This is a genomic window from Planctomycetota bacterium, from assembly GCA_035384565.1.
Lineage (GTDB): Bacteria > Planctomycetota > PUPC01 > DSUN01 > DSUN01 > DAOOIT01.
In genome coordinates this window covers 49,160-68,662 of record DAOOIT010000002.1, presented here as the reverse complement: position 1 = coordinate 68,662, position 19,503 = coordinate 49,160, and the positions used below count along the sequence as shown (strand labels likewise).

The following is a 19,503-nucleotide window of genomic DNA, read 5'->3' as shown; positions in this document are numbered from 1 at the left end:
GCGGCCTCGCAAGCCAGCGCCAATCCAACAGCGTCGCAGCGTCGCCGGCCAGCGGAGCCTCGTAAGCCAGCGCCGTGGAAGCGAGAAGCAAGATACGGGCTGAAGCCCGCACTACAAATGCGCTCACTCGAGGAGTTCCTGGGGAAGTTGGGCGGGCTTGGCCTCGTGCGTGCGGGCCTTGGGCGATTCGTCGGCGCCGCGATAGGTGAGCGACTTGCCGCCAACGACGACGCGGGACTGAATCTGCCCAATGTGGTCGTGGCCGATGACGGCGAGCATGCCATCGCTCGCCAGCGGGCCGGCGGAGGCGGGCTTGCCCGTGGTGTTGAGCATCACCCACGTGTCACTGCGGAGCTTGTTCATCGGGTCCATCTCGCTTGTGGCCTTGAGCACGGTCAGGTCGTCATCATCGTGCGCTACTTCGATGCGCTTCTGGTCCTTGAGGAACTCGCTCGGGGTCATGGAGGGGACGTGCGGCAGGAGGATGCTGGTGAACGTGAGCGTCTGCCCCGCCCTGGCCATGCCCGACCACACCTGCCGCAACTGCACGGGGGCGTTCCGCCACACGTTCTCCATCGTCTTGTCCTGCACCGTGTGCGTGCGGTCGGCACGCGGCGTGAAGTAGACCAGGAGGTCCCAAGAGGGATTGCGGATGGCCTGGACGCCGCGTCCGAGGCCGAGGCCGGTGTAGTAGAGCTGGTCGAACCAGGCGTTGAACCAGTTCTCGCCGCACTCGGGGCCGAGGCTGCGGGTCTGGTAGCAGGGGCCGAGCCGCACCTTCATCGTCGCCCCGAACTCCACGCGGTCCTTCACCACGATGAAGCCGTTCTTGACGAACAGGATGTCGCGGGTGTAGGTGAGCGGCAGGTGCTGGTAGGCGGTGGTCCTGATGCGGGCGAAGGTGAAGGCGGGGTCTTCCACGAAGACCGGCACCTCGGTGGTCATGGGCCGCGGGTCGGCGGCCAGGCCGTCCAGGTCTTCCACCCACAGAATGTTATTGAAGTCGGGCGTCAGCTCGTAGTAGCCGTTGCCGGCGAGGAGCGCGCCGTCGTGGATCATCAGGTTGGTGAGGTTGCCTGGCAGCTCGCCGCAGTGGCCGCCGTGGGGCAACAGCTCCACGAGGCCCCAGAGGTCCTGCGCCTGGGCGCCGCTGGCGAGCACCAGCTTGTCGGGCACCCACTGCGAGCCGTCCATCCGCAGGTGCCACAGGCCGGGCCGGGCCTTCAACTCCTCGAGCGGCACCCTGGCCATCGGGTGGCGCCAGGTGATGCGGCTCTGGCCCGAGGGCGGGGCCGGCTGCACCGCATCGTCGGCGAAGAGGTAGGCGAGGACGAAGTTGTCGCGGGCGTTGTCAAACGGCAGGTGGTACTGGTTCGCGCGGTAATCCATGTGATTATAGAAGTACTCGGCGATGCGGTGGCTGGTCCAGCGGAAGCGGCCGTCGCGGGTGATGTTGGACATCCACTCGTAGGCCCACATCGAGTGGCCGACCTCGGGCCAGCCGGAGCCGGAGCCGAAGGGGACGCAGGCGCCGCTGGGGGCGACCATTTCAACGTAGCGGGCGAGGGTGCGGCGGAAGCCCTTGTGCTGGGCAAACGCCCCCCAGTCGCCCGTGTGGAAGTAGAGCGCGGCGGCGGCATCGAAGAAGACCCAGTGATAGCCCGCCGAGTTGTCGTCGTCGTCGCCCACCGCGCCGATCAGCTTGTCGTGGTAGTTGGTGTATTCGATGATGCGCGGGTCAATCGGCTTGCCGTCGGCCTCGGCCACCTGGCGGGCGGCCTTCTGAATCGAATAGCGGTGCCACACGCGATTGTGGGTGCCCGATTCGTTGAAAAGGTGCGGTTCGGGCTGTGCGGCGACCTTGAGCAGAATCGCCCGATAGCGCTTCTCGGCGTCGGGCGGGGCGAAGGGGCTCTTCGGGTCCTTCAGCCACGTGAGGTAGCGGTACATGGCGGTGCTGGTGAACTGGAACCAGCCCATCCCCTTCTCTTCCTCGATCTTGAGCATGGCGTCCATCACGTCGCGGGCGAGGGCGGCATATTCGGGGTCGGCAGTGAGACGGTGCATGGCCAGGCACTGGAAGGCTTCGCGGTAGGCCCAGGGGTTGCCGCCTTTGGCGTACTGCTGCGCCCGCCCTTTGAGGCCGGGCTCGACGTACTTGCGGAGCCAGGGCACGTAGTCCTCCTTGCCCTTGACGTAGCCGTGCTTGTAGAAGCCGGTGCGGTGGGCGCTCCAGGCGTTGTGCGCGATGCGGTCGGGCGGCATGTGATGAATTTCGCCCGGGAAACCTCCCGCAGGTTTCGAAACCTGCGGGAGGTTAACGCTCTCGGGCGCGACGACACAGAACGGCTCCCTCGCGGCGACGACCCCGCCCCGCGGCGTCCGCGCCACCAGCTCTGCAAGATAGCCGCCCGGTTCGGCGATGGGCGAAAGCTCGACGAGTGCCTGGCCGGTCTTGCCCTTCGGCACATCCAGGGGTGCCTTCGCCTCCTGCACCACCTTGTCCTGGGCGTTCCGCACGACGATGGCCTCGATGCGAACACCGTCCTTCAGGGCGTCCAGCTCGGCGCGAACGGCCAGCCCCTTGTTGGAGGGCACATCGTCCATCGAGAGGGTGAGGAGGCCGAGGGCGTCGTCCTGCTCCACGAGGCGGAAGATCGGGCAGTCCTTCGGCTCGCCGTGGAAGCCCCAGCCGACCTGGTTGAGGGCCTCATCGGGATCAATGTCGGCGGCGAGGAATGCCATGAAGAGCCTCTCGCCGGGCCGCGGCGCGAAGGCGAGGTCCTTCCACGGGATGGCCGCCTCGACGTTGTAGCCCTGGGGCGTCTCGGTGCAGGCCCACTTCGAGTTCTCGGTGAGCACCCAATAGGCGTCGCGCTTGTCGAGGGCCGCGGCGTCGGGCAGCAGCCTCCCGCGCGGATTCGGGCCGGTGGGCGCGTAGCGGAGACCGAGGAAGGGGGTCTTGCTGTAGGGCGAGTTGGTCTTCATCGGCTGGCGGAAGGAGTGGACGAGCAGCATCAGGCTGTCGCAGCCCCAGCCGGGCGGCCCCTGGTTGCCGGCGCTGTCGGGCTTGATGCCCACGAGATGGTCGTCCACCATCTGGCCGGCCACGTAGAGACACTGCTCGTCCCAGGCGAGAGCGGCCCGGCCGCTGATGTCGGCATCGCCCTTCGGCGGATTCGTCGGCTCGTTGGCGTGGATGCTGGAGAGCGGGTCCTTGCTCGTCGGGCTGATGACGTAGGGCGAGGCCGCCAGGTCCCACTCGTCCAGCCTGCCGTCAATCACCACGGGCTTCGGCGGCTTGCGGATCAGGTACTGCGTCGGCGTATCCGCCAGGCTGCCGGCCTGGGCCGCCGCGCACAGCAGGAAAGCCAGGCCACACACCAGGGTTCGCCCCATCGGGTTCACTCCTTGCGCAAGGGACCGCTCTCTCGTTCAGCCGCCGGCTGCCATCATGCACACCCCCAATGCCGTGTCAAGAACCCCGCCCTCGGCCCCCGAGAGCGCCAGCACGGGGCACTTGACTCGCGGGTGGCGCCAAGGCATGTCTGAAGGGGCCGCGTGTGCGCGGGCGGACAACCCATCTCGAACACAGCGAGGCGCGAACCGTGTTGCTCACCGCAATGGTACCCCTTGTCCTCCTGGCCGCACCAGGGGAGCCAGACGCCGCCGTTCCGCCGGGGACGCGTCTGCCGAAGGTGCGAGTGGACACTGCCCGCCGCGGCTTCGTGGACGCCGCCGGCCGGCCCTTCGTGCCCTTCGGGGTGAGCTACTACCGGCCGGGGACAGGCTGGGCGCCGCAGTTGTGGAAGCAGTTCGATGCGGAGGCCACCCGCAGAGACTTCGCCCTGCTGCGGAAGCTCGGCGCCAACGTGGTGCGGGTCTTCGCATCCTTCGGCTCGTTCTTCAAGGAGCCCGACAGGCTCGACCCCGAGGGGCTGGCGAAGTTCGACAAGCTGCTCGACCTGGCCGACGAGGCGGGGCTGTACGTCCATCCCACGGGGCCCGACCATTGGGAGGGCATGCCGCCGTGGGCCAAGGGGATGAACTTCTTCAGCCTCGATGCCCACGAGGCCTGCCTCCAGGCCCTCGACGACTACTGGCGGTTGTTCGCCACGCGCTATCGGGGGCGGACCACCCTCTGGGCCTATGACCTCCGCAACGAGCCGTCCGTGGCCTGGGACACGCCTCACCTGCGCACCCAGTGGGACGCCTGGCGGAAGCAGCACGGCCAGGAGCCAGTCCCCGTGCCCGACCCGAAGGCGCAGCCGCCCGCGGCTCACGCGGGCGACTACCAGCGGTTCCGCGAGAGCGCGGCCGAAAAGTGGGTCGCGCGCCAGGCCCAGGCGATTCGTGCCGCCGACCCCGATGCGCTGGTGACAGTGGGCCTGATCCAATGGTCGGTTCCGGCGCAGAAGATCGGCCTGGACCAATATGCGGGTTTCCGGCCGGCCGCCATCGCGAAGCACCTGGACTTCATGTCCCTGCACTTCTACCCGCTGGCGAGCGGGGCCTACAGGTACGAGAGCCCGGAGGCCGAAGCCGCCAACCTGGCGGTGCTGGAGGCCATGGCGCGCGAGGCGGCAAGGCCCGGGCTGCCGCTCGTCATCGCGGAGTTCGGCTGGTACGGCGGCGGGCCGCTCGACGCCGGAGGCAAGCCTGCCACCGAGGAGCAGCAAGCGCAGTGGTGCCGGCGCGTGGTCGAGGTCACCGCGCCCATCGCCTGCGGCTGGCTCAACTGGGGCCTGTACGACCACCCCGAAGCGAGGGACGTGAGCCGGCTGACGGGGTTGTTCACGGTGGACGGCAGGGAGAAGGCCTGGGGCCGCGTCTTCCGCGAGCTGGCGGCGCGGCACCGCGCCCAGCCCCCCGCCTATGAGCCGCCCGTGAGGCCCGACCTGCCGTGGGACGATTGCGTCGCGAGCGGCGAGGCGATGGAGAAGTTCCGCCAAGCCTATCTTCGGGCGTTCCTTGCGGAGCGGGGACCCAAGCGGTAGACGCGGGCCCCGCGCGGCCGGTTCGCAGGCAGAGCGCCCCGGGCGTGGTTCAGCGCCCGCGAGCCGCGCCGCCGGGCAGCGCGACGCGGAAGCCCGTCTTCACCCAGTCGCGGACGTGGGGGGGCATGGCCATGCGGGCGGCGCAGCGGGCCAGGCGCTCGTCCCACATGCTGTCGCCGCCGCGAAGCACCTTGTGCGAGCCGGCCTCGGGGCCGAGCGGGTTGTTGCGCGGAGCGCGCTCGTAGTAGCGATACCCATACCAGTCGGCCACCCACTCCCATACGTTGCCGGCCATGTCCTCGGCCCCGTAGGGGCTGGCGCCCGCAGGCGAGCTGCCGACGGGGAACATGCCGGCCTTGTGGCGGTAGTGGGTACGTTCCATGCCCACGGCGCGCTCGGGGTCCCAGGCGTTGCCCCAGGGGTAGAGGCGGCCGTCGGTGCCCCGGGCGGCCTTCTCCCACTGGGCCTCGGTGGGCAGGGCGCCCCCCGCCCACCTCGCGTAGGCATCGGCGTCGTGCCAGTTCACGAGCATCGGGTAGCTCCCCTCGTCGGCCTTCTCATCCACGCGCAGGCTCTGGCCCCAGGCCAGGGGCGGCATCTCGCGGCCGGCCTTCTCGCAGAATGCCCGGTACTGCTTGAGCGTGACGGGGAACCTGTAGACCCAGAAGCCGTCGAGGCAGACCTTCCGCTGCGGCCGCTCGTCGGCGCTGCCCTCGCCCTTCGGGCTGCCGCGCAGGAACTCGCCCGCAGGCACCCAGACCAGTTCGGCGCCATCGCGCTCGTTCACCGCCCGCCCGTCGCCGACAACCCGGATGGCGCTTGTAGTGCGGCCTTCAGGCCGTATCTTCTCTTCGCTCGGAGAGGGGCTGAAGCCCGCACTGCGAACGGGGGCATTGCTGACCCGTAGCGTCTGCGTCGGCAGCTCAATGGCTCTGGCCTCCTTGTCCGTCGCGGCCGGCGTGCCGACGAGGGTGACGGTGAGGCGGCGCTTCTCGGCCACGGGCTGGAGGTCCATCCGCTCCCAGCCCGCCGCGGGAAGGGTGAGGGTGACGAGGAGGCCGTCGCCGCGGTCGAGGCGCACGGCGACCTCGCCCTCGGGATCAGCGATGGGCAGCGAGACGACCTGCGCGTCGGAGACGGCCGTCACGTCATCGAAGCGCTGGTCCATGAAGTCGGCGCCCGGCAGGCGCTCGCCGACTCTCTCGCCGCGGACGCCGCCGGGCCGGACGTGGCGCAGGTCGAGCATTCGCTCGATGCCGCCGCCGCGGACGGCCACCCGCGCCCTCGCGGGCTCGGGCAACTGGAGCATCCAGCGGGTGGTGAAGCGCGTCTTGTCCGGCAGGCCGCCGCCCTTGTCCTGCTCATAACGGCGGGACACAACGACGCCCGCGCCGTCGGGCGTGAAGGCGACGGAGCGGGGCATGCGATTCGCCTTGGTGAATCCCCAGTAGGGCGGCGAGAGGAGGAGGTCCGTCTCCACGCTCGCAGTACGGCCTTCAGGCCGCCTCCCCTCCCCCGCCAGGCTCCAGAGCTGCGAGCTGATGCGGTCGAACAGGTCCCGGTAGCCGAACTCGGCGCCGTCGGCGGCCAGGATCTCCTTGCCCGTGGGCAGGTGGACGATGCTGGTGATCTGGCCGCGGAGGTTCGGCACGACGTCCACGGCGTAGTGGGCGTTTCGCAACGAGGCGATGAGGCCGCCCTGGGAGGCGACGAACCAGGAGGTCTCGCGCTCGGGGCCGTGCTCGCTGTTGTCGCCCAGGGCGTAGATGTCGGCGATGCGGCGGATGCGGGCCGGCAGGTCGGCCCGGCCGCCGGGCACGAGCCAGCGCTGGCCGTCCTCGCGGCAGCTCACGGGCTGGAACGGCGCGGCGCAGCGCGCCTCGTCGAGCACGAGCAGGTCCACACTCGTCGCCCGCGCTTCGGCCACGTGCTGGGCATAGAGGGGGTCGCGCTCGCGCGCCGCGGCGCGCATGGCCCGGGCCATCAGGGCATCCATCTTCTCCAACACGTCTGGCGGGTACATCTTCGCCCGCAGGTTCTGGGGCCAATAGGTCCAGCGGACGCCGCTGGGGACGTAGCTGTGGCAGGCGTCCTCGTACGCCTGCCTGGTGAGCCGCAGGTACTCCCAAAGGTGCCCTGCCGCGCGGCGGCCATAGTAGTCGTCGAGGAACTGGCGGATGAGCTTCTCAGCATCGGCCCTGGGGTTCCAGGCGAGCTTGAGGAAGAGCCAGTTACGCAGCCAGTTCCAGTTGCTTGTGCCCCAGCAGACCTGGAGGGCGGCGCCCGTGACGCCGCTCTCGTGCCAGAGGCGGACGTTGTCGGGCAGGAAGAAGAGGTTGGGCCACTCGACGAGGGGGTTGCTGGTGAGCGCCCAGTCCCAGAGGGTCACGCGGCCTGGGGCGAGCCTGGGCCAGCCCTCGATGGCCCGCAGGTAATCGCGGTTGGCGGGGTTGCCGCGAATCGGCCCGACCTGGTCGCCGGCGTGGTTCTGCGAGAGGGAGCTGGAGACGACGTTGAACCACAGGTTCGGATGCGGCTTCATCGTCTTCGGCGGGATGAGGGTTTCGAAGTACGAGAAGGTGACGATCTGGAGGTCGGGATAGGTCCTGGTCGTGATATCCAGGATGCGGTTGAGGAGCAGGAGCAGCGGTGCGGCCTCGGTGCCCTCCCTCTCCACCAGTTCGCGGCAGGCGGGGCACTGGCAGCCCGTGTAGCCGTCGCCCTGGGCGAGGGGGATGGGCAACGCGGGGTCCTTCCACTTCGCCATCTGCTTCTCCATCAGGTTCTTCGCCAGCTCTCTGGCCAGTTCCTCATTGGTGCCGCAGAGGCCCATGGCCCAGTCGTGCTGGCGCTTGCCGCCGCGGAGCGGATACCACTCGGGGTGCTTCTCGAAGTAGGTCTTCGGGTCGGCGAAGTGGTAGAAGTTGTGGGTGCCGCACACGGCTCCGCCGTGGGGTGCGATGGGCAGGCCGCCGCCGCGGTTCTTGAAGAGCCAGTCGCCGAGGCTCAGGTAGTAGACGAAGCCGCGGAGCTGGAAGGCCGGCTCCTGCACCTCGTCTATCTGGCCCAGCCGCAGGCGGGGCCGCTGGGGGACGAGCTCGAACTTCGGCCCGAGGTATCTGTTGAACGGCATGGCCGAGTAGCTGTAGAAGCGGCAGCCGAGATGGTCCTCGAGGAAGCCCCAGACGGCATAGGTGAGGCCCAGCTCGGTCGCGGCGGTGAGGAGCAACCGGTGGCCCTCCGTGTGAATTCGGTATGCCTGTTTCGCCGTGGCGCGGTCGCTCGCCCCGGGCACCCTCTCGACCACTTGGAGCACAATGGCGGGCCGCCCTGGGGCCTCCGCGCCGAAGGGGAGCTCCACCCCCGTGATCTTCAGGAGGTACGCCTGGAGGTCCTTCGCCTGCCTCTCGAAGCCGTTGTGGACGATGACGGCCTCGGTGCCCCCCTTGTCTGCAAGCACGAGGTCAGCCTGTGCCCGCATCGCAGAGGCCGCCAGCGCGAGAACCAGGATGGCCGTCGCGCCCAAAACCCGCGGAACCAGCGATAGCCGCACGGCCGGTCTCATCGGCGCTCCTCCTGCTGGGGTCGTTCCGGGTCGCACGGCATTGCCTGGAGACGGATCATGGCAAAGCGGGCTGTGGAGCGAGACACCAGAGGTGAGATGGGAGAGGGCCAGGGCAGGATGACATGGCTCCTTGCCCTGCCGCGTGCTGCGTCGTTGGTGCCGGAGGAGGGAGTCGAACCCTCACGACCTTGCGGCCACTGGATTTTGAATCCAGCGCGTCTGCCATTCCGCCACTCCGGCCTGGCTTGCGGTTCCTTCGTGGCCGGTTCCTGCTGCGTCGGGGCAAGCCGCCCCAGGTGCCTTGCAGGATACCAGTTCCGCGCCGCCGTTGTCAAACGCCCCGTTGCACGCGCTCGGTCTGCCGCTGTGCGGCCCGCTGCACCTTGGCCATCGGGCGCCTGAACCGTTGAGGGGGCCGCGGCCCTGGCAGTTCCTTGGGAGGGCGCACCCGAGTGCCTGGGCGGGAGCAGCGTGTCCATGCTGTATCAACCCTGTGAGGAGGAAAGTGATACAGCATGGGCAGATGGGCGAGAATGGGCGATTCTCGCGGCTCCGGCCATGCTCGCTCATCTGCGGGATGAGCCGGCATGCCATGGGGGCTGCATGAGGAGCGTAAGGCGATGGGACATAGAGGGTTATGCGATGGCCCTCGCGGGTGCCGGAGCCCCCTTCCGACCCTCCCCGGCAGCGGCCGCGTCAGGATCGCCAGACCCTGAGGAGCCTCATTTCAACGCCTCCCATCGCTCGCCTCTGTATGCCCTGATCGTCTCCGCGAGCTTGTGGATGTAGAACCAGTCGCCGCGGCCAATCCAGGGGAGGTCGGCGTAGCGCCAGAGCCGCTCAGGCGGGTCGCCTGTCACCCAGGCCCGCGCGAGGAAGGCCTGGTAGGAGTCGGCCGGATGAAGGCTGTAGGTTTCGAACGACAGCGTGCAGTCGGCGTAGGGCGTGTACCACTCGGGGTTGCTCTCCTCGAGGATGCGGACGTAGTGGCCGACTTCGGCCTTGAGGTGGTCTTGAAGGAAGCGGCCAAGTTCCGGGACCATGTGGAGGTAGGCGATGAGCCGGTGGGGGTGCCAGTGGACGTGGACGTAGCACTCGCGCATGGTGAGGAGGAACTCGTCCATCTCGGCGACGACGAGCGGGTCGTCGTCGGGGGTCTTGCGCCCGAAAGTGTGGAGGCCGGTGCCGAAGAAGCTGCGGGGCGGCGCGTCGGCGGGGCGCAGGGCGAGGAACTTGTCCTCGTGGAGGATGTATTTCCACTGCTCGATGGCGAAGCGCAGGATGGCTGTGCGGGCGAGATGGTACATTGCGCGTTCCACTTCGGCCTGGTTGCCGAGCATACGCGCCAGGCGAACCCGTCCGACCAGGCCGGCGAAGAGGCGGTTGGCGTCGTCCACGCCGCCCTTGCCGTAGTCGCGGTCGAAGGTGTCGCGGCCCTTGTCGTTCTTGAACAGGGTCTTGGCCCCACGCAGGAGGCCGAGGGACGCCCAGTCCGAGCGGGCGAGGTAGGGCTCCAGGATGCGCGGAAGGGCGGCGGGCTTCTCGCCCGCGTAGCGGCAGTAGTCGGCCAGATAGTACTCGGCTTCGCAGGGGAGGACGTTGTTGAGCAAGTGGAAGTTCAACTCCCGCTGCGGCCACGGGCGGACCTTGTGGATGGTGGGCAGGTAGTGCTCGCGCTGGGCGTCGGCAGTGGCGGGCATGTGGGCGACCTTCTCGGAGGGGTACTTGGCTTCCCAGGCTCGGGCCAGCTCTGTGAGCTTGGCGCGGTGCTCGGGGGTGGCGAGGTCGAGGCATTGGCCGATGAAGTACAGGTTCTCGCCAGGGATGCCCCAGAGGAGGCGATGGCCCTCGTTGTGGGCGCGGCTGGCGCGTCCGCCGAAGCCGCCGACCGCCAGGATGGGGAACCAGGGGGCCATGATGCCGGCCTCGATGACCTTGGCGACCTCGCGGTCGAAGGCCCGGCGCACTTCTTCGGGCTCCTTGCCTTCTCCGGTCGAGCGAACCTCAAAGGCGTAACGGCCTAGTCCCTTCACAGAGTAGGCGTAGCCGTCGCCACCTTCCATTCCCACGTACGGCCCCCACTTGGTCATGAAGCCGGAGCTGCTGGGTTCTCCCCGGAGGCTTAGCGGCGAGAACTTCTTCCTTGCTGCCACCGCAAGCATTGGCGGGAGCGGGGCGAAGCGCTTGCCGCCATCGGCGAGCCGCAGGAACTCCACCTTGCCCGTTACGGTGAGCGTGTCGGCGGCGGCGTGGTAGGCGTGTGTCTCAGTCACACTAACCGGCACTTCCCTCAGGTGCTCGGCCCACCAGGCGCACTGCGCGGCGACCTCCTTGGGTAGCCCATCTTTCCATGTCTCGGTTGGCGGGAGATCGGCGAATTGGAACTCGTGATTCGCCCGGAAGGCACCGACATGAGCCGGATAGGGTTTCGGCTTCTCGCCAGGGACGGCCTTCGGCAAGCGCTCGCCGAGAAGCGGCAGGACTGCGACACGTTTAACCCCCTCGCTTGCGAACGCGACGGCCAGGCCGTCCGGCCCGGCGGCGAGCGTGGCCGGCGGCGCGCTGAAGACGAGAAGCACGGGGCAGTCCACGGCGATGGTGCGATGGCCGATGTCGGCCTCCGCGCGAATCCGCGAGTCAACCCCGTACCACGCCAGGAGCCAGCTCTTGACCGCCAGGTTGCCGATCTCCTCGCGGGATGTCGCCGCGCCCTCGGTGGCGAAGTGCTTCGGCACCGGCGGCGGGACGGACAGGCGCTGCTCAGGCGGCACCCAGCTCGCATCGCCACGGGCGAACTTGGAGACCTTCGCGCCCTCGAAGAGCCGCAGCTCTTTCCCCGTCAGCTCGAAGACCACGGCAGGCGAGAGACGCGTGACGTATACTCTGAAAGTCTGAGCCTTGCCACCCTCCTGGTAGGCAAACGAGCTCTGCACGGTGGCCCAGGAGGACTCGGAGTCCTCGGGCGTGAGCGCCGCAGGGCCGGGCCGCACGAGGCCGATGTCGGCCCAATCCGAACCGGCGTAGGTGCACCAGCCCTCCAGCCCGTAGCCGCCCTCCTCAAAGCAGATGTGTGCGCGGCGGCCGAGGCGGATGCCGTCCTTCTCGGTCGCCGCTCGCCAGCCGAGACCGCCGGCGATCACGCTGCCGTCGGGCTGCTTCGTGAAGTGCAGCCCCACATACTCATCCTCTCCCGCGGGGAGCGCGGCAGGACTCGAGAGAAGCGAGGCCAGGAGGAGCGGGAGCGTGCGTCTCGCGGCCATTTCTCAATCCCCCACCCAGCAGCGAAGGGTATGGTTGGTGATGCGATAGAAGCGCTTCCCCGCGATGGCGATGGGATTGGCAAGAGGCTGGGCGTTGTACTCCATGTCCGAGCCCATCTGTGGGGTCGGGATGTCAAGCTTCAAAGGCCTGGTGAGGTCGAAGGCGCAGAAGATGCCCGCCTCGCCCTCCTCCTGCTCGGAGACGTAGAGGATATCGCCGCCGACGGAGAGCGCGTGGGCCTCGTCGTTGCTCGCGGGCTTGCACTTCGGCGTCCAGAGCAACTCGGAGAGGCGCCCAGTCTTCGGGTCCATGCGTGCGAAGGCCATCGTGCTGCCCCAGGGGGCGGCAATCGGGCCGGCGAAAATCGGCAGATACCAGTTGCCCGCCCCGTCGCGGCAGACGGAGAATGCCGGCCCGTCCACGGTGGAAACCCGCCCGCTGTGGACGGGCATGTAGAGTTCCTCGCCCGTCTTTGCGTCCAGGACGAAGAGCTCCTGCCTCAGCTCGGGCTCGCGGCGGAGGGCCTCCAGCGCCTTGTCCTGAAGCTCGTCGGGTATCCTGAGATAATGCCCCGCGTCGGTGGCCTCCTGGATGCTCGCCTTCGCGATCCGGAGGTCCGTGTCGTCAATCGCGCTCCAGGTGCGGACGACGACCTTGCCCTGATCCACAAAGGCGTTGCCGTCGCGGAAGGTGAAGCCCCAGAGGCGCTTCGACTTCCAGAGGATCTTGCCGTCGCGGGCGTCAAGGCACAGAACTCTGATCTCCTCGTTGGCGACGAACACGCGGCCGTCGGCACAGGCGGCCGTGTGCCACACGTAGCCGCCCGTGTCGGTCGCCCAAAGCCGCCTGCCCGTCTTCACGTCCAGGCAGCAGAACGTGCCGTCGCGCGCGCCGATGAAGACCTTGTCCTCGGCGATGCAGGGAGCGGTGCAGAAGCCGCGGATGCCGCCATAGAAGTCCCAGGCCTTGGAGCCATCCGCCGCCTTGAGCCCGTAGACCTTGCCGTCCAGGCTGCCGAAGATGACCAGGCCATCGGCGCATCCGACCGAGTTGAGGATCGGCCCGGCCTTCTCCCATTTCCACGCCCTTTCGCCAGTCGTGGCGTCAATAGCGTAGACGCGCCCAGTCTTGGACGGGACGAACACGCGTCCGTTGTAGATGATGGCCTGCACGACCGGGTGAATCTTGTCGTGCTCTTTGGCCGCGAAGTCGTAGTTCCAGGCGTGCTGGAAGGGCGGCTTTGGGCCGTCGCTGGTGTAGCCGCTGCGCGCGGCGTCGTGTTGGAGCTGCGGCCAATCCGCTCCCTGGCAAGCTGCCGCCACAACGGCCACAATCCCTGCGGCGAAGGCGGCCATGCTGGCCGCCGCTTCGCGGGGCGTACACGCAGCCTCTTTCATCTCGTATCTCCGGGATCACGGGCCCCCAGCATGTCACGCAGCGGTCCACCCAGCATGCTCCCCAGGGAGAAGATATGCCCCGCCTCGAGGCGAGTCAAGCGGCTTGCACGGGTGCGGGCCGGAATTGCAGGCAGGGTGATTGTCTCTGGAGCCTGAAGGGCTCGCATGGGATAGCCCAGGGCAACGCCCTGGGTTCAGCGGGATCCACGAGTCCAGCCCTGAAGGGGCGAGATAGAAGCTCTCGATTCCGCCCTGTCAGGGCTGCCGCGGGGCGGTCTTGTTCCCAGGGCGTTGCCCTGGGCTATCCTATTTCGCTCCTTCGGAACTCCCGCAGCCGCCTACAATTCCGGCCCACACCCGGCTTGCACCCTGAGCGGTGGCGGAAGGTGGCTATGGCTGCTTGATTCCGGATGCCAGGCAGCCTAGACTGCGGCTGTGGGAGAGCTCTCGTGTTGAAAGGAGCGCCTGGATGAAGGGGTCTTGGCTGCCTGCCGCCGTGGGAGAGCTGTGCGTCCTTGCGATCGGCTTGGGCGGCGCGCGCGCTGCCGAGATCGGGCTGCGGGTGTGGGCCGTGGACCCTCTGGTGAAGGTGCTTCGCACGGATGAGCCGCCGGCAGCACCACCAAGAAGCGTCATCATAGAGGCCGCCCGCAGCGAGGTCGAGAATGGCCAGATCGCCTTCCGCACAACGGCCGATGTGGCCAGGCTCGCCGCGTCGGCGACAGTGCTGAAATCGGCGGCAGGCGCCGAGCTTGCAATGCCGCGGGTCCGCTTCGTCGGCTATGTGCCCATCAAGAAGAACACGGAGCCACACCTCGCCGAAACAGGCGAACAGGTCCTCGTGGCGAAGGCGCCGGTAGACCTGCCCGACCCGCTGCTCGAGGACAGCTCCATTTCCGCCAAGGCCGGGCAAACCGGCGCGGTGTGGCTCACCGTGGCGGTCCCCGACGACGCGGCGCCGGGCACCTACGAGGGCCACGTGGCCATTGCGGCGGACGGAGTGGAACAGAAGGTGCCGCTCAGTGTCAGGGTCTATGCCGCGCGCGTCCCCCGCCAGATGAGCCTGAAGGTGGTCAACTGGTACTACCCCGTCGTCCTCACCCACATGTACCAGGCCCCGTGGTGGTCGGAGAAGCACTGGAAGCTGATCGAGGCCGACGCCGCGAGCATGGCTGCCCACCGCCAGAGCGTCGGCCACGTGACGCTTCACGAGACCGTCCGCGCGGTTCAGGACGAGAAGGGCGCCGTGGCGTTTGACTTCGCTAACTTCGACCGTATGGTCGAGACCTTCCGCCAGGCGGGCCTGCCGTGGGTCATGGGCTCCGCGCTCGCAGGCCGCCACGAATGGATGTCCAAGGACTTCTATGCCATCCCTCTCCCGCTCACAAAGCCCGATGGCACCAAAGGCCAATTCCCCGCGCCCGAGGACCCAGCCTCGAAGGAAGAGGCGAGGAAGCGGGTGTTCGTGATGACGGATGCCTTTGAGAAGTATCTTGCTGCGTTCCTCCCCGCCTTCCAGAAGCATCTTGAGGAGAAGGGCTGGGTGGAGAGCTACATCCAGCTCCAGGCCGACGAGCCGGTGGGGAGCAACGCGGCGGCCTATGTGCGGCTGGGGCAGCTCGTCAAGAAGTACGCCCCGAAGCTCCGCCGCGCCGAAGCCATCCGCGCGACCAACATCGTCGGGGCGCTTGACATCTGGGCGCCGCTCCTTGACCAGCTCGACCGCCAGATGAAGTTCTTCCAGGAGCGCCAGGCCGCCGGCGACGAGGTGTGGTTCTATACCTGCGAGCGCCCGCGCGGCAAGTACATGAACCGCCTGATTGACTACCCGCTCATCAAGACGCGGCTCCTCCACTGGGCCAACTTCGCCACGGGCACCACCGGCTACCTCCACTGGGGCTTCAACCCCTCGTGGGGAAACCCGTTTCAGAACCCCGGCGACCCGCCGGGCGACGCGACGCTCGTCTATCCCGGCGTGGCCAAGCTCCGCGGCGCACCGTCCTCCGAGGACAAGCTCCACTCGCTCGATAGCCTCCGCTACGAGGCGATGCGCGACGGGATTGAGGACTACGAGCTCCTCCGCCTCCTGGCCGCGAAGAGGCCGCAGGAGGCCGATGCCATCTGCCGCAGCGTCGTCCGCAGCCTCACCGACTACACCCTCGACCCCGCCGAGTTCAACCAGGCCCGCCGCAAGCTCCTTGAGGCAGCCGCCAGACTGGGGGAGTAACCGTGAGAACCGCTCTTCTGGCCGTGATCGCCGGCGCCTTCGGCCTCGGGGCCGCGTTGGCGGACGAATGGCCGTGCTACGCCCACGACCCCGCGCACACGAGCTTCTCCAACGAGCCGATCAGCCCCGATCTGGTGATCGCGTGGGACAAGGAGATCGGCCGCTCAACCGCGCAGCCCGTCGTGGCCGGCGGCAGGGTCTACATCGGCACGTGGGGCGGCCGCCTCTTCTGCCTGAATGCCGACACAGGCGATGAGCTCTGGCACTTTGATGCGAAAGGCAAGATCGGCTTCGCCGCCGCCGTGAACTCCAACATCGTCGTTTTCGGCAGCGACGACAAGACGGTCTACGCCCTTGACGCGCAATCGGGCAAGCTCGTCTGGCGCAAGGAGACGGGCGACAAGATATGGTCGGCGCCCGCCATCGTGGACGGCGTGGTCTTCATCGGCTCAAACGACTTCAACCTCTATGCTTTGGACCTTAAGACTGGCGAGGAGAAGTGGAAGGCCGACTGCGGCAGCCAGGTGTGGTCCAGCCCCGCCGTCGCCGGCGGCATCGTCTACGCCGCGGCACGCGAAGGCATGCTCTTCGCCTTCGACAAGGCCACCGGCAAGCAGCTATGGAGCCACAAGACTCAAGGGAAGATCGCCTATTCGTCGCCCTCGGTCGCCGACGGCGTGGTCTGCATCGGCACGCTACTCGGGCGGGTCTGGGACGACGGCACCGGCTACGAGTGGTTCATCCACGAGAACCTCGCCAAGGCCCTCGTCGAGCAGGGCAAGGGCATCACTTTCTACGCCCTGGATGCGAAGACGGGCGAGGAACTGTGGAGCTGGCCCCGCGAGGCCAAGCCGCCGCAGGAGATGGAGTGGGGCGGGAACCGCAGTTGGTTCCGCAAGCTCTACTCCATCGCCCAGTTCCAGGGCCTCGCCCCCTCCATCGCCGATGGCGTGGTCTACGCCCATTGCACGATCTACAATCACGAACACAACGCCCCCGTCCTCGCCTTCGACCTCAAGACCGGGAAGCTCCTCTGGGACGAGGAGTTCACCCGCGCCTGGACGGGCGGGCACCTGATCAAGAACAACGTGGCCTTGACGCAGGACTTCATCTTCGGCACGTCGTTCATCGGCCGCCGCGACGGCACGATTCTGGAGCTCAGCAGGCGCCATCCCTGGCCCTGGGGCGAATGCCCCGACGCCGGCAAGCTCACGGGCGGCGCCAAGGGCTTCCACGTCTACTCGCCCGTCGTCGCCGAGGGGAAGGTCTTCGCCAACGGCATCATCAGGGCCATCCCGGCAATGTCCCACGGCGGCGACAACCTGCGAGCCTTCAAGCCAAGGGAGGCCAAGCGATGAGGCCAATCGTCTTCTCCATCTGTTCAGTCTTGACCGCGCTCGCGGCCGGCGCCGAGTGGTCGCGCGGCGTTGACCAGGCGGCGATGGGCACCTTCTGGCAGCCCGGCCGCGAGGTGCTTGGCATGGCCCTCACGGTGAAGCTGAAGCCCAACGCCTGGCCCGAGCTCGCCCTGCGGGGAACCGAGCTCGGCTTTGGCGAGGTCCGACTGCCCGGCGACGGCCCAGTGAAGGCCACACTGGTCTCCGCCGACTGGTGCGCGGCCAGGTGCCGCTTCGAGAGCGCGGCCGGCGCGCTCGAGCTATGGGTGAGCAACCTTTCGCCAGCGGTACTCATTCGGACCGATGCACGCAAGATAGCCCTTTTCGCCGGCGCTGCCCCTACGCAGACCAGGGCACCCCTCTCCGAGCCGTTCGCACTGGTCTCCTTCCACAAAGCGAAGGGGTTCAGCGACGGCCAGATTCCCGCCGTCCACGGCACGCCGGCGGTCGTCGGGGTGGACGCCCCGATGCTCATCACCCTGCAAACGAGGCTCAAGGGCGTCGGGCACCATGGCGCGGTGGTGCTGGACTTCGGCGAGAAGCCGGCCGGCGTCATGCAGGTGATGCCGCTCTTCGGGGCCAGGAAGCTCAGGGGCTCCGAGACAGGCGCATGGAAGGAGGAACTGCCGGCCGAGGTGAGGGAGCGATGCCGACGCCTCGTCCGAATGAGCCGCTTCTTCCCCGTTGCGTGCAAGGAGGAATACCGCCTGGGAGCCGATGGCTCGGTGAGCGTCCGCCAGGGCTTTGACTGCGAAGAGATCAAAGACGACTGGGGCACGAAGGGGGAGAAGCTCGCCCCTCTGCCCCCCGCGCTCGGCATTGCCCTGGCCTTCGCAGGCAAAGGGCCGCTGCCCATAGAAGTCGCGCCCGCTCCAACCGACCTGTCGTATCCGACGGTCAACGGCCCGCTCCTGGCCTGCGAAGGCGACAGCCACACCCTCCGCTTCCCCGGCGGCCGCAGATACGTTGACGAAGTGCTTGAGATCACGCCAGGCGACGACCCGATAAGCAAAGAGGCCCTTGCGAAGCTGAACGCCCAGGTGGAGAAGATCCTCAAGAGCGACAAGCCCTTCCGCTGGCTCTCAAGCTCCTCCAACTACCAGTTCTTCCGCTTCGGGGCCAGGAACGAGCAGCTCTTCTCCCTTTGCCAATCGCTGCCGTTGCTCAAGCCCGAGCTCCGGCAAGAGGCCAAGGCACGTGCCAAGGCGATGCTGGGCGAGGTCCTCGCCGAAGCCAACTTCCTCAAGGAAACCGTCCGCACACCGTCGGGACAGGTGGCCGTCCTCCGCCCGAAGTCCGAGCGCAGCATCAGCGGCGTCTGGGAATCCGAGGACCTCTACAACGGCATCGCGCTCTCCGCTGTCTGGGCCTACGCCCACTACACGGGCGACCTTGACGCCGTAAAGCCCAATCGGGCGTTCCTGGATGCAATGGCTAACCACGTGCTCACCCGCCACAACTGGCTCCTCGGCTTTGCCGTGGAAGGCTGGGCGACGACCGGCTTCTGCCACACTGCGCAGGTGAACGCCCTCATCGCCTACGCCCGCCTGATGAAGGCCCTGGGCGACGAAGCCGCGTATGGCAAGGCCGCCTACCTCGTCGCCAAGCACCTCGTCGGTTGGTATGCCCACTTCTTCGGCACCGACTACATCGCCAGCTACATGGGCCGCGACCACACGTCGGGCGCCAACCGCTTCCGACACCTCACCGGCGTCCTGCCCGACCACCTCGCCCGCAAGACCGACATCATCTATGACACGAAGGTGAACTGGTGGATAACGACCCACGGGCCCGGCCCCGAGGGCGACCCGACGCTCTTCCTGGCCCCCTGGACAGGCATCTTCCCCCTCGCCCGCGACGAGATGCACCGCTTCTGGCGCGATCACATGAAGGGCGAGGTCGCCGTCGTTTGGGACTTCTTCACCTGGCTCTGGCCTGAGACCTTCAACCAGTTCTCGCAGGACCAGATGAACAACTGGGGTGGGATCACGCCCTACTATCAGGTCAAGGCATTCGTCCTCGACGGCACGCCCGAGTGGCTCCTCGAGAACCTGCCGTGGCCGGAGGTGACGCAGGACCCCTTCTACCTTCAGAACCTTCGAGCCATCCTCGTCGCTGCCGGCCAGAGCCGATGGGCGCCCCTTTCCCAGCGGCACTGAAGGGAGGAGTGACCTCAGATGGCAGGCCGAACTTCTCGCATTCTGTGGGCGGGAGTCCTGTGCTGGCTGGCGGGAGCATCACAGGCAGCGGGATTGCGCGTCTGAGCACGCCCTGGATGCCCAGGGCAACCTCGCGCTCCGCTCGCCCGCCATCCAGCACTGGGACCCCACTGGCCGCGAGAAAGCGGGCAGGCTCGACTCCACGGATGTTGACGCCCCAGGCTACGGCCGCTTCCTGAAAGCCCTCATGCCCGCGCTGGAGAAGCGCCTGGACGGGAAGGGCTGGACGCGCAACTTCACGATCTCGCTCCGCGACGAAACCTTCGCGCAATACGCCCGTTCGCGCGTCGCGCTCGCCAAGTTCATTCGCGCCATCGCCCGAAAGATCAAGTTCGTAGACGCCAACCGCAATACCGACCAGAGCGCCTGCTTCTTCGGCCTCGGCTCCGAAATGAACGCCTTCTCAAGACTTCTCATCCATTCCAAGTAGCGCAATCGTC

General features: G+C 67.7%; 9 protein-coding genes and 1 tRNA gene. 5 read left to right on the top strand and 5 right to left on the bottom strand.

Annotation, left to right across the window (positions count from 1 at the left end; genetic code table 11):
* Positions 1–123: 123 nt before the first annotated feature.
* Positions 124–3,399: a hypothetical protein gene (locus PLE19_01045; GenBank protein HPD13503.1), complete on the bottom strand. Its 3,276-nt coding sequence runs from the start codon at positions 3,397–3,399 to the stop codon at positions 124–126.
* 305 nt (positions 3,400–3,704) lie between these two features.
* Here PLE19_01045 and PLE19_01040 point away from each other — a divergent pair, with 305 nt between their 5' ends.
* The gene (locus PLE19_01040; GenBank protein HPD13502.1) at positions 3,705–4,997 is read left to right on the top strand and encodes a cellulase family glycosylhydrolase; all 1,293 of its coding nucleotides are present in this window, start codon (positions 3,705–3,707) and stop codon (positions 4,995–4,997) included.
* Positions 4,998–5,046: 49 nt separating this feature from the next.
* On the opposite strand, the gene PLE19_01035 is transcribed toward PLE19_01040, so the two are convergent.
* The 4 genes from PLE19_01035 to PLE19_01020 all read right to left on the bottom strand — a co-directional run bounded on the left by PLE19_01035 (position 5,047) and on the right by PLE19_01020 (position 13,220).
* Positions 5,047–8,562: a DUF4838 domain-containing protein gene (locus tag PLE19_01035; protein HPD13501.1), complete on the bottom strand. Its 3,516-nt coding sequence runs from the start codon at positions 8,560–8,562 to the stop codon at positions 5,047–5,049.
* 154 nt (positions 8,563–8,716) lie between these two features.
* A tRNA-Leu gene (locus PLE19_01030) sits at positions 8,717–8,802 on the bottom strand.
* Positions 8,803–9,284: 482 nt separating this feature from the next.
* Positions 9,285–11,822 (bottom strand): hypothetical protein, encoded by a 2,538-nt coding sequence (locus tag PLE19_01025; protein ID HPD13500.1) that lies wholly within the window; start codon positions 11,820–11,822, stop codon positions 9,285–9,287.
* Between the two features lie 3 nt (positions 11,823–11,825).
* Positions 11,826–13,220, bottom strand: coding sequence for a PQQ-binding-like beta-propeller repeat protein (locus PLE19_01020; protein ID HPD13499.1), 1,395 nt, complete (start codon positions 13,218–13,220; stop codon positions 11,826–11,828).
* A 469-nt stretch (positions 13,221–13,689) separates the two neighbouring features.
* On the opposite strand from PLE19_01020, the gene PLE19_01015 reads away from it, so the two are divergent.
* The 4 genes from PLE19_01015 (at position 13,690) to PLE19_01000 (ending at position 19,493) form a co-directional block, all read left to right on the top strand.
* Entirely contained in the window at positions 13,690–15,447 is a 1,758-nt protein-coding gene (locus tag PLE19_01015) for a DUF4091 domain-containing protein (protein ID HPD13498.1), read from the top strand.
* Positions 15,448–15,449: 2 nt separating this feature from the next.
* Positions 15,450–16,805: a PQQ-binding-like beta-propeller repeat protein gene (locus PLE19_01010; protein ID HPD13497.1), complete on the top strand. Its 1,356-nt coding sequence runs from the start codon at positions 15,450–15,452 to the stop codon at positions 16,803–16,805.
* On the top strand, positions 16,802–19,003 hold the full coding sequence (locus PLE19_01005; protein ID HPD13496.1) for a hypothetical protein: 2,202 nt from the start codon (positions 16,802–16,804) through the stop codon (positions 19,001–19,003). The genes PLE19_01010 and PLE19_01005 overlap by 4 nt, the downstream gene beginning before the upstream one ends.
* A gap of 247 nt (positions 19,004–19,250) precedes the next feature.
* On the top strand, positions 19,251–19,493 hold the full coding sequence (locus PLE19_01000; protein ID HPD13495.1) for a hypothetical protein: 243 nt from the start codon (positions 19,251–19,253) through the stop codon (positions 19,491–19,493).
* Positions 19,494–19,503 lie beyond the last annotated feature (10 nt).